This is a genomic window from Paenibacillus dendrobii (assembly GCF_009807035.1).
GTDB classification, from domain to species: Bacteria; Bacillota; Bacilli; order Paenibacillales; family Paenibacillaceae; genus Paenibacillus_AQ; species Paenibacillus_AQ dendrobii.
Genome location: NZ_WUBI01000001.1, coordinates 2707586 through 2721491, shown reverse-complemented (window position 1 = coordinate 2721491; position 13906 = coordinate 2707586). Strand labels below are relative to the sequence as shown.

The following is a 13906-nucleotide window of genomic DNA, read 5'->3' as shown; positions in this document are numbered from 1 at the left end:
TCCTGATATCGAAAGAAAAACAACATCTTAATACGGCATCGGAAGCATAAGCTTTGTCTCCGAATGTTACTTTCTTAAGTTCTTTCTATATAATCTTGAAATTGCAGCTCCGGATAGACCCAGGCATAAGAATGATAAAGTCCACTGTTAATATTCATATTGCCCGTGATCGGACGGTAAGGGGCGACAAAACGTTCAAAGTCCGGATTCTGATATACGATAGACATCGCCTCATACAAATCGAGGGGCCAAGTGCCGGCAGAGAGCTCCGCCGGGAAAATCGGATCATCGTCATACGGCCATTCCTTAAGATGACCATTGGCAAAATGAAAGAAGTGTTCGACGGCATACTGGAGGCTTTTACCGCCTGGAGAGATCCAGTGGAATAAATCCTCTCCTGTCGTGTCCAGGACTAGCTTAGCGGCGGCCGTAACCGGAGAGAGAGCGAAATAATGATACCATATGGAATGCTTCCCCCTGGATGCTTCTTCCGGAATGAATCCTTCGATGGAGAGGGAGTGGTCGAGATGTTCTTTAAGAGCCGTTACCTCTTCTGCAAAACGGAGCTTATCATCCATAAAACGATACAGAGCTAATTGGGCATGAAGGCTCCAGCTCCACCAGTTGTTGCGGAGGGGGATTCGATCCCACTCCGGCAGGCACACCCGGGTCATCCATTGGGTGAAAGTATTCCGCTCCTCCTCGCTCCAGTCCTCGAATTCTTTGATCCAATTCGCCGCCAGAACGAGTCCGACGCCCAGATAGGCGGATACCAGGGGCCCATCTGGACCCGTGATCTCCCGATTGACAACTGCCCAGCCCATGATGAGTTCCTTCGCTTTGCCTGCATAAGCAGCTGTTCCTGTAAGCCGGTAAGCCAGTGCAGTCGTAAAGGCCGCCTGGGCGTCCTTCTCCATCCGTCGCTTCGCGAACCTATGCCCCTCAGTATCCTGATAGAAGCCGGGTATATTCCACGTTGGGACAGCATGACCGGCCACGGATAGACTCTTGTTTGCTTCATCCAGAAGAATTTCAAGTGCAGTTGGTTGTTTCATATGCATGCAACCTACCTTTTTTAGAATGAAATGATTCATAATCACCATTACAGCAGCAACAGATACGGAAGAGTAAACTTACTCATTTGGGTTCTACATCATCCAAGGTCAGACGGTATTGAAGATGCCTCATGTAAGAACCGCCAGCATTCTTAAATACCAAACCGAAACGGATGTCCTCGCCATATCCTTGAACGATGGCGATCAGACGATTAATACCGGCACGCAGCTCGATATGCTTATCCGGGTCGGGAACAGGGCTCCCGTTCAGATAAATCTCATACTCGCAGTTCGTGTTCACTTGAAGCTTTCCGCTAAGGGCTCCAACGATCGGATCGCATGCAGGGTCTAATACATGAACGAAACAGCTCAGGAACCAGCGCTCATTCCCGGGATCCTGTATAAGAAAGGCTCCGTCCGAAGGTCTCCGTTCTTTCTTGAGCATCCAGCCGTAGAGCCCCTCACCCAGATTGTTCAGCGAGAATTCCGGATCCGTATAATAGGCCTTCATTGCCTCGTAATTTACCCAAGGCTTGCATGGCAGCGCCATCACCTTTTCAACGGACCAGTGCGCGTCTTCTTTGGAGCTAAAGAGAAGCCCGTCGTCGAAGGTTGCCCCAAGATTGGCCAAGAGCCGACTATATAAGCGTATGGACTTGTCGCAGTCTGTTTCAAGGAGCAGTTGAGATAACACGATACACCCTTGTTCCCGTTTCGCCTGCAGTACGAAGCTTCCGGCAGGAAGCTGGTTTTCCCGGTTTAGCTCCACCAATGCCAGTCTGCTGTATTCGGAGGTGTGCTCGTTCACAAAATAATCCTTCCAGGCTGTACCTTCTACGCTGGTGCACAGGACCGCTGTATCGGACGCATCCAGACTGTAAGAGGCTAAGGGACGATTCACAACCTCTCTGGGCGAAAGAAAAACTTTGTCATAACCGAACAGGTCTACGGGACTTAATCCTTGAACCCCAGGCATATCGTAAATTGCCTCCAGGTGGTAGGTCTCATGCTTCAGGATAGAGACAGGACGCTTTAATAGAGCGGATAGGGCGGCTTCATGACCCGGAACAGCGGGTAGGACCACGAGTTTACCGCCATGTCGAACATATTCACTTAAAACGGCTTCGGATTCCGAATCCGACAGGAGGTGCGGCTCAACGATAATAAGATGATAAGTCTCGAGAAGGGCGCTCGTGATGCTTCCAAGCACATCGAAGGACAGGCAAAGTGACCGCATGAAATGCTCTGCTGCTCCTCCCGGTTCTACCCATGCTCCGGTACGGATCGAGATCGTTTCAACGTTTCCTGCATAAGCAAGCATATTGCGAAGCAAGCAGCAAGCCGCTGGGACGGTGTGGAAATGGTCCATGAGCTGCAACTGATTAGCGATGAAGAGACCATTGCCGCTCCGGTATTCCAGAAGAGGTGACCATAGATCCCCGCCATCTCCGAAATCACCTGCGCTGCATTCCAAGATCATATTGAAGTTGCCCTTGATCGGTTTCTCGAAAGCGGCACGGATGATGGGAGGAGGGCCATCCTCGCGTACCTTTTCGTCCCAATACATGAGATCATGATTATTCAAACCTTGAAGGACAGGATGATCATAGCTGCCCGAATGGGCTCTGATGAAATCTTGCCGCGAAATCGTCAGATTACCCAGAGACAGATGGAACTGTTCCAACAGTAGTAGACGTCCACCCCTCCTTACATAATCCTGGAGCGCCATCTCCAGTTGACCGTCCTCATCCTCCAGTCCGCTGCCCGTAACAACCAAATGATTGGGGGAAAGCTCACCAATCTGTTCAAGCGAGATCCGTTTGCATCCCGGTACAAGGGTGTTAATCAAATCGAAATCCTCGTCCCGGCCGATGTAGGCCACGGGTCGACCGATAGAGACAGGGGTGGTCTTATCATGTGAGGGATACAGTTTGTACTGCAAATCCAGCTCATGAACGGGCTTGTCATCGTGAAACATCACGGCATAAAAGTGTAATAAAGTTACATCCTTAACAGGTTCAGGTCTCCAAGTTACTGTCACGATTTCGTGATTCGCCGGCTCTTGATTGAACGCGAAGAACTCCTGATGAAGGAGTCTGCCTTCCTGGCGTACTTCACATTCAATCCGGGTCTTGCATCCATGGAACGTGTCGTTGTAGACATCGAAGCTTCTGGTAATCGGCTCATCATCGAAGAAAGAACGATTGTATTCTGCCGGTATCATGGTGGCTGGCTTGAATGAGGCTTCCATGATCGGGAAAGATGGGTTCTTCATATAAAGCGGATATTCCTTCGGAAGAAGGCCGTTATTCAGCGTTAAAGAGTATTTCGGAATTACTTTCGGTTTCGGCCCCGCCGTGTTTAAAGCGGATGGAGGAAGCAAAATATCGCGCTCCGGCATGGCCCGCATGAAATAATGGGCGAAGTTGAAGGTGGAGATTCCGGAAACTCCATGCCGCCTCGCATATTCCACGAACAGCCGCTCCTTCTCGGCGAGGCCTTTTATACAATCATCCGTGTTGCGATAGGCGGCCAAACCTACGTACATACTGCTGTTCTGGGGGCAGACATACCACCAGCCACCGTGTTCGCCGAACACAAGAGGTACCTTCCGATCCCACCCGTCTATCGTCCCGTCAATGTTATAATGCCGGCTCTCAATCTCGGTGTGTGCTTTGGAGAGAAGCCGGTTATCACCTTCAGCGATGATAGGGCGGGTAGGATCTAACTCGCGAATGAGGTTCATCAGGAAAGGCATATGCTGTTTAAATGTATCGCGGCCGTCCACCCAGCGCATCTCGTTCTGCAAGCTCCACAGGATGACAGAAGGGTGGTTTCGGTCCCTTTCTACCAATCTGCTCACATGTGCTTTGCAGTTGGCGATATAATCGGGATGATCTGCAGGCATGGATTTGCTTGAACCGTAAATGGCCGTTTCATCCACAATCAGCATGCCCATCTCATCGGCTATATCAAGATAATATGTCGGATGAGGTGCGGCATGGAGCCGGACACAGTTAACCCCGGCCTCCTTGCACATACCGTACCAGGTACGTACATACTCCTGCGTTTGTTGAATCGCGCCCTGGAAATGCCAGGAGTCTCCGCGCAGGTGGAAGGGAGTGCCATTAAGGATAAACTGAGAACCCTCGGTCCAGATCTCACGGAAGCCGAACGGTTGCTCCATCCGGTCGATAGCTCGTTCACCATCCAGAAGCACCAATTCTAATCTATACAAGAAAGGTTGTTCCGGATTCCAGCACTTAGCGTTCTCCCAATCCAGGAGGAACGTGAGTCGGCTCGAAGATCCCTGGCCGCTCACGAGTAACACGTCAGTTTCGGCTTGAAGAATGGGGGAGGAATTCGAATCACCATTCTCCCGCACATAAAGAATAGCTTTATAGGATGTCTTCAAGGACAGCGCCAAGGGATGGATCACCGCAGCATCTACATCCAGCCGGTTCTCCCGTACCGATGTGCGGATCGACACATCCTCAAGCCAGACATCCGGTCGGCTTTCCAGATATACATCCTGCCAAATACCTCGGGCAATAGAACCGAACCAAGAGCCTGCAAGACCCGTGATTTTCTGCTGACCTGAAGGGATCTCCACCTTGTCAAAACTGCCGCAGACCACATGAAGTTCGTGTTCGGTATCATTTTTGACAAATTCGGTGATTTCCACGAGAAGAGGCAGGTAACCATCCTCCCATATGGCAATCTGATGATGATCCAGATAAACGGCAGCCTTTTGCATGATTCCGTCCATACGGAGGAAGATACGTGTTCTTGGTTCATTCATGGATGGAGGCAGACAAAAGGTTCGATGAAGAACACCGGCTTCCGCATTCGCCCACTCTTTCGGGTAATCGAACAAATCATATGGAGCGTATTCATACTGAGGAATCTCCCCAAAATTTTTCCCCGGTTGCTTTTCGTAGGCACTTCTCCAGCTGGAGGGAACCTGAACTTTTTGCTCTTCATAAACCAGCTCAGATGGAAGCCCGAATCCTGTTCTTTGTCCATACAAGGGCATGAAATTCCATTCTCCGTTTAAGCAATGTTCATTTCGCATCGTAGGAATACTCCTTTCGTTTGGCATCCGTTATGCCCGGATAATGAGCGGGATTTCCAGCCAGATCCGGGAGTGTTCTGCAGGCTGATCCCAGGGGATGAAGTGAGGCTCCATCGTTCCCGCCCAGTCAGACGGCGTATTGGAAGTGGAGAGCTTGCCTGAATAGGACGGCTTGTCGACGGTAGCCGGATCTTCCGAGTAGAAAAACATCAGATTCTCATGAAGAGCAATCATACCGTATTTATCACCATCGCCCGGCTTCTCCTCCTGATACTGATAATGGTAAAACACATAACTGGCGACTTTGTCCGGTTTGAGATGGGCGATCCTAGCATAAGGCCTGGCTGAAGCATTTTTTCTTAACCAATGATTCTCGTTGATCGGCTGCTGATAATGAAAAATATCCATCATCGGCACCCACCTTCTAGGTTTATCCGTTCCGGGCCAGGTTTCCAAAGCGTCTTCGCAGTGGGCGAAGAGTTCATGAGGATCAGCCGTCTGAGCCGGACTTTCATAATAAAGAAACAGCTGTGTCCCGAAATGGAACAGACTAAGATGACAGGCCCCGAATTCTTTCATCCGGATCTGGAGTACAGGTAATGCTTCGCGGAACAATCGTTCCAGGTCGATATTTTCGCGGCACTGCGCACGGAAATGATAGCGATACATAAGCCACCTCGGTTTCATGTCTTTGATCCCCATGTTACTGTAATCTGCTTCATGATTCCTTGACGATAGTGACCTTTTTTAGCATAATAGCGACATGAATAGAAAAAGCCATTACCTGGACCTAGGGCTGGAACCGGACTTTATTTTTCGCATCGAAAAGTGTCCTCTAACTCATGATTTTAGTGTCCATCACCATGACTATTCCGAGCTGGTCGTCATTCTTGGAGGTACCGCAACTCACATTATTGAAGGAAGGGAGTACCCGATCTCCGCCGGACAGGTCTTTTTCATCCATGGAAATGTTTCCCATGGGTATAAGAACGTGGACCATATCCAGTATGTCAACGTCATGTTTCATCCCGATCAGATCGCTCAACTGCAAGAACTGAAGCTGATGCCCGGCTTTCAAGCCTTATTTTATTTTGAGCCGTTCTATCGGAAGGAAATGAACTTTAAAGGGATGCTTACCCTGAATGATGAGCAGCTGCAGCAAGTAACAGGTTTGCTTGATGTCATTCTGGATGAGCATGATCAGAGGCCGGAAGGTTACCGCTTGCTGATCCGCTCATATTTTACGGCACTTATCGGTCTGCTCTCCCGTTATTATGTGGCTAACAACGGGTGGGCAGAGAATAAAGCGCTGCGAATTGCCGAGTCCATTACGTACTTGGAGGAACACTTTCAACAGCCCCTCAGTCTGGATATGCTCGCGGAAAGGGCCTATTTGTCCAAAAGGCAGTTTCTTCGCGAATTTGCAAGGAACTTCCAAACGACGCCCATGGACTATGTGATCCGGCGGAGGCTGGATTATTCCTGTACGCTGCTGCGTAATCCCGACTTGTCCATTTTGCAAGTTGCTCAAGAGAGCGGATTCCGGGATCAGAATTATTACGCTCGCCAGTTCAAGAAGAGTTACCTGTGTACACCTACGGAATACCGGGAAAAATATATCTAAACTTCTTCATACAAAAACAGCAGGAACGAATTCATCGTTCCTGCTGTTTTTGTCAAGATATCAGAAAGTATAAATTTCGAAGCAAGCCCTTCCTGATATCGCAAGAAAAAGAGTACGTCGATAGACGTTTTTCTTAAGATATCAGAAAGTATAAAATTCGAAGCAAGCCCTCCCTGATATCGCAAGAAAAACAACATCTTAATGCGGTCTGTCTCCTTCGAGAGTACGTCGATAGACGTTTTTCTTATGTCCGCCCCAATCGGACGATTCGATATTGACCGGGCGTCATTCCCATCTTTTTTCGAAATAAGCGAATAAAATAATTGGTATTCTCTATACCGACATGCACACCGATTTCGGATATGGGGAGACCTGTCTTTTCCAAAAGAGATTTAGCTTTATTGATCTGCAGCTCGTGCAGGTATTGAAGTGGACTCAGACCCGTATATTTCTTCAGGCAACGGGAGAGATAGTCAAAATGGAAATGAAGCGTTTCTTCCATATGCTTCGCATCGAAGGGACGGGTTACATGCTGCTCGAGATAGGCTATCGTTTGATCGCACAGTATTCTCGCGCGGGGAGTATATTTCAAGCGCATCGCCGTCTGCAATTCTGTCAACAAACCAATCAGCTGCAACTGCAGCGGTAAGGACGTGGCGGGTGACAAGCTTTGATGAAGCTCCATCATCCGCAGCAGGAATGGAAGAATGCTTGGGGTATGCAGGCTTGTAAATTTAGGAATATACATGACCTGCCGGTGTGGTGTGACATCCAGGTTGGAACCTTTCGTGAAAGGAGTCGACCATGGAATTTGTCCGCTATCCATCGTTCGGACAGGCGCAGAGTGGGCCAAATGGAGCCAATAAATTTCGGTTTCTTCCTCACAAGGACGATGTCCTACATGCAGACGGTTCGGCTCAAGCACAAGCAAGGAGCCTTCTGTGATTTCAAAGGGAACGTCATCTTCCAACATGTACAAGGTGCCCTTCATCACGAACAGCATGTCATACACATTAAAGGAACGGCTCAGGTGTTGTTCCCCCGGGTTCCAGATGGAGTGACCGATCGTCACTAATTGCGGAAGTGGAGGGATGGTTAGCTCAAGACAATTCATAACAGGCAGCCCTTTCCATTACTTCATGGTGTTCCTATTGTATCATGGACTGGAGAATGAATGGTAGAAATTGTGCTATTAAAAGTCGTCTTTGCACCTGTTCGTTCAATGCTGGAAGGAATATATTAGGGATATATGAATGGGAAAGGAAGAGAAATCATGCGATTCCGTCAAGTACATCTGGATTTCCACACCTCGGAAGCCATTGTCCCGATCGGGGACCGTTTTGACAAAAGGCAGTTTCAAGAAATGCTGAAGCTAGGGCATGTCGATTCCATAACGGTGTTCTCCAAATGCCATCATGGCTGGGCGTATCATCCTTCGGAGGCTAATGAGATTCATCCGGGTTTAAGTTTCGATTTGCTTGCGGCACAGATCGAGGCAGCCCATGAAATCAATGTAAAAACACCGGTATACCTATCGGCCGGATTGGATGAAAAACTAGCCCGGAAGCATCCTGAGTGGCTCATCCGTGACCAGAATGATCGAACGAATTGGGCCGAAGGCTTCATGCAACCAGGCTATCATCAGTTTTGTATGAACTCACCTTATCTCGATATCCTGATCGAACAGATTCGGGAAGTTATGCTCCGGTATGATGCAGACGGATTGTTTCTAGATATTGTGGGTATACGCAAATGTTACTGTCATAACTGCGTTGATTCCATACGGCGTAAGGGGTATGACCCTCGCGACGAGGAAGCGATGAAGACCCTTTGGGAGAACACATACGCTAATTACACAGCTAGGGTAAAGGAAACCGTAGAATCGTTAAAGCCGGGCTTGCCAATCTTCCATAACGGCGGACATATCAAGCGGGGGCGTCGCGACTTGGCTTCAATGAATACCCATTTGGAACTGGAGTCACTGCCTACCGGCGGTTGGGGTTACGACCATTTCCCGCTTTCGGCCAGGTACGTACAAACGCTCGGATTCGATTTTCTTGGCATGACCGGGAAATTTCATACCGCTTGGGGTGAATTCGGAGGGTATAAGCATCCGAACGCACTTCGTTATGAAACCGCTCTCAGCCTTGCTCATGGTGCAAAATGTTCGATTGGAGATCAGCTTCATCCTGACGGTCGTATGGATCCGGCAACCTATGAATTAATCGGTAAGGCTTATCAAGAGGTCGAGCGCAAGGAAACATGGTGCGTGAATACCACGAACGTCGCGGATGTAGCACTTTTGTCATTGGAATCAACAGGTGTGCACCCGGAAGTCAAGGAAGACGTAAGTCGGTCCAATTCAGATGCAGGCGCTGTACGAATGTTGCTGGAGGGTAACATCCTGTTTGATGTCATTGATATGGAGCATGATTTTTCGGCTTATCAGGTATTGATTCTGCCGGATTATGTGGCGGTGAATGACGAGCTGAAAGATAAGTTGGATATGTTTTTGAAGCAGGGAGGCAAGATTCTCGCCACAGGCTGGTCAGGTCTTAATCAAGAAGGCACTCGCTTCGCCATTGACTTTGGCGTTCAATATCTGGGGGTTAATCCTTACCGTCCTGATTATTTCCGTCCTTTGTTTAAGCCTGAGAGCTTAAGGGAAGCTTCCTTTATTATGTATACGGAAGGCCAGAAGCTCGCACTTGCCGGAGGAACGGAGCTTGGAAGCAGGGTAGACCCGTATTTTAACCGCGATGTCTTTACCTTCTGCTCGCACCAGCATACGCCATGCAGCGATGTCTATGGAGGACCAGGCATGGTAGAGAGCAGCAGCGGAATTTATCTGGCCTGGAATGTGTTTGAGGATTATGCGAACCAAGGAAGTCTGATATTGAAGGAGACGATCCTGTACGCGCTGAACCGCCTGTTGCCTAATAAGACGCTGAACACCGATCTGCCTGCTCAGGGCGTGACCACCCTACAGGAACATAAGGAAGAAAAAAGGCTAGTCCATCACCTGCTGTATGCGTCACCGGTTCGTCGCGGAAAACATATCGAAGTGATTGAGGATATTCTACCTCTATATGATGTGGAAGTGTCCATTCGGACTCCCCATCATGTCAAAAATGTGTATTTGGCGCCGCAAGTCCAGTCCATTTCCTTTAAGTGCGAGAATGGTTCGGTTTTCTACACCGTTCCAAAGCTTGAATGCCATCAGATGGTGGTTATCGATTATGAGTGAAATCAGATCGAAAGGAAGCAAAACGATGGACTTCAAACCGCTATCAAAGTTTATCGACCGCATTACGGATTGGCGTATTCCTTGGGCAGAGGTTCTAGTTCTGTACCAGAATCAAGAGGTATTCCGGTACCGCAGTGGCTATGCTGACTTGGAAGGATGTATTCCCATCCACGACAGGCAAATCATCCAGCTGTATTCACTGACAAAAATTCTGACCTGCACAGCAGCACTTCAGCTTGTAGAGAAGGGAGAACTACTGTTAAATGATCCGCTGTCGGACTATCTTCCCGAATATGGAGAGATGAACGTCAAGGTGACCTTACCGAGCGGTGAAATTACATTAGAGAAAGCCGAGAGACCGATCAGGGTACGTGATCTCTTTACCATGTCGGCAGGATTATCTTATGATATCCATTCGCCTTCGATCCAGGAAGTCGTAAGACGCACAAGCGGCAGAGCTCCGACCCGCGAAGTGGCGGCGGCGATTGCTGAAGAGCCGCTGTTGTTCGAACCAGGTACGAGGTGGAGCTACAGTTTGAGCCATGACGTTCTTGCCGCTTTAGTCGAAGTGGTGGACGGAAGACGTTTCAGCGCTTACGTTCGGGATGAAATCACCGGCCCGCTCGGTATGCGTGATACCGGCTTCGATGTATCGGATGGAGGTCGAAGCCGTTTGGCTCCACAGTATGAATATAGCGAGTCGTCAGGCAAACCTATTCGCAAGGATGGGAACGATTACCGGATCGGTTCGGAATACGAGAGCGGCGGTGCCGGATTATTCTCCACCGTGAGTGAGTACGCTGTCTTTTTAAATACGCTTACCAATCAAGGAACAAGCCCTGAAGGCGTTCGGATACTGGCAGCCGAGACGGTGGATCTCATGAGAACCAATCACTTGACTGAGGCTACACGCAGTCATTTCTCCTGGTCACAGCTTGCGGGGTATGGCTATGGGCTCGGTGTTCGCACTCATTGTTCTAAGGAGACTAGCGGATCGCTTAGCCCGCTCGGTGAATTCGGCTGGAGCGGCGCGGCCGGTGCTCTGGCTATCATAGATCCGTCATCTCGGCTGACCGTCATGTATGCGCAGCATATGTTAAACAATCAAGAGCCCTATGTGCATCCTCGTTTGAGAAATCTGGTTTACACTTGCTTGTAGCATAGTTTAGGAGGAACCTATATGAGAATTCGATATGATCGATTTCCGGGTGGAGTTCATAAGGCGATCACCCTGAGTTTTGATGATGGACAGATTTATGACAGGAGAGTGGTCGAAAAGTTTAATGAGTACGGTCTCAAAGGTTCGTTTCATTTAAACAGCGGTACGCTCGGAAAAGAGGGATTTCTTACGCGGGAGGAGGTACGCCCCCTGTTCACGGGTCATGAAGTATCTGCACATACCGTCAACCATCCTTTTCTCGAACAGTCCCCGATCGAACAAATGGTTCAGGAAATCACGGAGGACCGGAAGGAGCTGGAAGCCCTAGTTGGTTATCCCGTGCGTGGAATGAGCTATCCTTTTGGTACATATAACGATCAACTTGTCTCGCTATTACCTTCGCTCGGGATCGAGTATGCCCGGACAACAGGACAGGAGATCGGGTTTAATATGACGTCAGACTTTCTAAGATGGCATCCGACCTGCCATTATAGGCAAATGGTGGACTATGGCAATCAGTTACTGGATCTAAAACAGAGGCATACCAAGATGGCTTTGCTTTATGTTTGGGGTCATAGCTATGAGTTTGAGAATGACAACAATTGGGATCTGCTCGATCGGTTTGGAGAACTCGTTGCCGGAAATGAAAACATTTGGTTTGCTACCAACGCTGAGATCGTTTCTTATATGCATGCATTGAGGCAGCTCCGTTTCTCAGCCGATTACCGGATCGTTCATAATCCATCTGCACAAAGTGTATGGGTAAGCGTGGAAGCGGACGTCGTTGAGTTGGCGCCAGGCCAATTGACCGTACTCGGCTCATGATTAGCCTTCATTTCTGAATAATAAGATGAAAATAAAGACTAACAGTTTAACTGTTAGTCTTTATAATTGAGCAACAACTGGGTGCTTTTGGCAGGTGTTCTTGCTGTTCGTGAAGAAGTTTAATATAGAAGAAGAGAGGACTGAAATGCGATGTCTACAGAGGGAATGCAAACAACGGAAGTGAAAGCGAAAACACTTTACATACAAGCGATTGAGGACATTCTGTCGAAAACGCTAATGAATATTGACAAGTTTGGAACTCGGTTTCCTCATGTGAGTCTGAATGGAAAATATCTTTTGAATGATAACGACGATTGGACAGATGGCTTCTGGTCGGGAATCTTGTGGTTGTGCTATGAATATTCACAAGATGAACGCTACCTTAAGGCAGCAGAAGGGGCAGTAGCTAGTTTTCGTCAGCGGCTTGAGCAACAAGTCGTACTGGATCATCATGATATTGGATTCTTGTATAGTTTATCGGCCAAAGCGCAGTGGATCATAACCGGTGATGAGCGTGCTCGTGAGTTGGCTCTTGCTGCAGCTGATGTATTAATGAGACGTTGGCGGAATACGAGCGACGGCAGCGGTTATATTCAAGCTTGGGGAGCACAAGAGAACGAGCAAGAAGCGGGTAGAATTATTATTGATTGCCTGCTTAATTTGCCATTATTGTATTGGGCAAGCGAGCAGACCGGTGATCCGAAGTACCGTGAAATAGCAGAGATCCAAGCAGAGAGAACACGGCGATATATCGTTAGAGGTGATGATAGTTCGTATCATACGTTTTTCTTTGATACCAAGACGGGTGTTCCTATCGGCGGCGCCACACATCAAGGTTATAGCAACGGTTCGACGTGGACCCGGGGGCAAGCTTGGGGTGTATATGGGTTTGCACTATCCTATCGTTATACTGGAAATGAGGTGTTTCTGGAGACTTCCAAGCGTATGGCACGCTACTTCCTTGAGCATTTACCTGAGGACAGCGTTGCTTATTGGGATTTCAATGCTCCAGTAGCGGCTGATACCTACCGCGATAGTTCAGCTTCAGCGATCGTAGCTGCCGGACTGGCGGAGCTTATCTCACATTTGGATGCTGCCGATCCGGATCGTCTTTATTTCGAACAGATGCTGGCCATAAGCATGCAATCGCTGATTAACAACTATGCTACGATCGGTGATGATGATGCGGAAGGCTTTCTTAAGCATGGCTCGTACCATATCCATGGTGGTTTATCCCCTGATGATTATATGATTTGGGGCGATTATTATTACCTGGAAGCGTTAATGCGTCTTGCACACGGTGTTTCTGGTTATTGGTATGAGCGTAATTAAAAGAGACTATTCAAACATGAGGGGTTATAACAAAAGCTGGCCAAGCAGCCAGCTTTTTAACATGCGTTGATTCATATTATTAGGGATTGGAGAATGAATGTATGGGAATCCGGAAATGGCTTGGGAGTATATTTAATAAACAAATCAAAAGCGTACCAGATTTAAGACCATCATTTTCCCTCTATCATCATGGAGGAGAGATATGGATTTCGTGTTTAGATAATCTGGGCTCGGATATGCAATTAATTAAAGAAAAGGTAAATAATAATGAAGACTTAATGAGAACGGCTAATAAACAAGCTCGTGTACTATACCATTTAGATGGGACAGATGTCATAGATGAAACTGCAGAATATATAATGGAAAGCCTACGAAGGACTAGACATCATATATTTAAGATTGCAATAGTTGGAGTAACAAGAAGTGGAAAGAATAATTTTAATAAATGTTTAGAGAATGAAACTTCCAGACGTAGTTTAGGTATAAAATATTTTTCAAGTATGGACCAAGCGAAAGATTGGTTAGTAAGTGAGAGGTTTTAATTTACTTTGTATAGATGTAAATCCAAGAACGCTGTACGACATACATC

At 47.9% G+C, this 13906-nt stretch carries 10 protein-coding genes; 6 read left to right on the top strand and 4 right to left on the bottom strand.

Going from position 1 to position 13906, the window contains the following annotated elements; all coding sequences use genetic code 11:
* Window positions 1-74: 74 nt before the first annotated feature.
* From GRF59_RS11920 to GRF59_RS11910, 3 genes are all read right to left on the bottom strand, one after another.
* Entirely contained in the window at window positions 75-1055 is a 981-nt protein-coding gene (locus tag GRF59_RS11920) for an alginate lyase family protein (protein WP_160497758.1), read from the bottom strand.
* Window positions 1056-1137: 82 nt separating this feature from the next.
* Complete coding sequence (locus tag GRF59_RS11915; protein WP_160497757.1) at window positions 1138-5130, bottom strand: glycoside hydrolase family 2 protein; 3993 nt, start codon at window positions 5128-5130, stop codon at window positions 1138-1140.
* A gap of 30 nt (window positions 5131-5160) precedes the next feature.
* On the bottom strand, window positions 5161-5817 hold the full coding sequence (locus GRF59_RS11910; RefSeq protein WP_237391726.1) for a hypothetical protein: 657 nt from the start codon (window positions 5815-5817) through the stop codon (window positions 5161-5163).
* Window positions 5818-5893: 76 nt separating this feature from the next.
* Between GRF59_RS11910 and GRF59_RS11905 the strand changes: the two genes are divergently transcribed.
* A complete protein-coding gene (locus GRF59_RS11905; protein WP_160497756.1) occupies window positions 5894-6754 on the top strand; it encodes a helix-turn-helix domain-containing protein in 861 nt (286 codons plus the stop codon).
* A 244-nt stretch (window positions 6755-6998) separates the two neighbouring features.
* Here GRF59_RS11905 and GRF59_RS11900 read toward each other — a convergent pair whose 3' ends face one another.
* Window positions 6999-7868, bottom strand: a complete 870-nt coding sequence (locus tag GRF59_RS11900; RefSeq protein ID WP_160497755.1) for a helix-turn-helix transcriptional regulator — start codon at window positions 7866-7868, stop codon at window positions 6999-7001.
* 159 nt (window positions 7869-8027) lie between these two features.
* Between GRF59_RS11900 and GRF59_RS11895 the strand changes: the two genes are divergently transcribed.
* From GRF59_RS11895 to GRF59_RS11875, 5 genes are all read left to right on the top strand, one after another.
* Window positions 8028-10001 (top strand): beta-galactosidase trimerization domain-containing protein, encoded by a 1974-nt coding sequence (locus tag GRF59_RS11895; protein ID WP_160497754.1) that lies wholly within the window; start codon window positions 8028-8030, stop codon window positions 9999-10001.
* Complete coding sequence (locus tag GRF59_RS11890) at window positions 9994-11160, top strand: serine hydrolase domain-containing protein (RefSeq protein ID WP_237391725.1); 1167 nt, start codon at window positions 9994-9996, stop codon at window positions 11158-11160. The genes GRF59_RS11895 and GRF59_RS11890 overlap by 8 nt, the downstream gene beginning before the upstream one ends.
* 21 nt (window positions 11161-11181) lie before the next feature.
* On the top strand, window positions 11182-11985 hold the full coding sequence (locus tag GRF59_RS11885; RefSeq protein WP_160497753.1) for a polysaccharide deacetylase family protein: 804 nt from the start codon (window positions 11182-11184) through the stop codon (window positions 11983-11985).
* A gap of 150 nt (window positions 11986-12135) precedes the next feature.
* Window positions 12136-13317, top strand: coding sequence for a glycoside hydrolase family 88 protein (locus tag GRF59_RS11880; RefSeq protein ID WP_237391724.1), 1182 nt, complete (start codon window positions 12136-12138; stop codon window positions 13315-13317).
* A 101-nt stretch (window positions 13318-13418) separates the two neighbouring features.
* Complete coding sequence (locus GRF59_RS11875; RefSeq protein WP_160497751.1) at window positions 13419-13859, top strand: hypothetical protein; 441 nt, start codon at window positions 13419-13421, stop codon at window positions 13857-13859.
* The last annotated feature ends 47 nt before the right edge of the window (window positions 13860-13906 follow it).

Coding starts and splice junctions, on each gene's coding strand:
- GRF59_RS11885 (WP_160497753.1), top strand. CDS start 11,182: ATGAGAATTCGATATGATCGATTTCCGGGTGGAGTTCATAAGGCGATC.
- GRF59_RS11890 (WP_237391725.1), top strand. CDS start 9,994: ATGAGTGAAATCAGATCGAAAGGAAGCAAAACGATGGACTTCAAACCG.
- GRF59_RS11915 (WP_160497757.1), bottom strand. CDS start 5,130: ATGCGAAATGAACATTGCTTAAACGGAGAATGGAATTTCATGCCCTTG.
- GRF59_RS11880 (WP_237391724.1), top strand. CDS start 12,136: ATGTCTACAGAGGGAATGCAAACAACGGAAGTGAAAGCGAAAACACTT.
- GRF59_RS11920 (WP_160497758.1), bottom strand. CDS start 1,055: ATGAAACAACCAACTGCACTTGAAATTCTTCTGGATGAAGCAAACAAG.
- GRF59_RS11900 (WP_160497755.1), bottom strand. CDS start 7,868: ATGAATTGTCTTGAGCTAACCATCCCTCCACTTCCGCAATTAGTGACG.
- GRF59_RS11905 (WP_160497756.1), top strand. CDS start 5,894: ATGAATAGAAAAAGCCATTACCTGGACCTAGGGCTGGAACCGGACTTT.
- GRF59_RS11895 (WP_160497754.1), top strand. CDS start 8,028: ATGCGATTCCGTCAAGTACATCTGGATTTCCACACCTCGGAAGCCATT.
- GRF59_RS11875 (WP_160497751.1), top strand. CDS start 13,419: ATGGGAATCCGGAAATGGCTTGGGAGTATATTTAATAAACAAATCAAA.
- GRF59_RS11910 (WP_237391726.1), bottom strand. CDS start 5,817: ATGAAACCGAGGTGGCTTATGTATCGCTATCATTTCCGTGCGCAGTGC.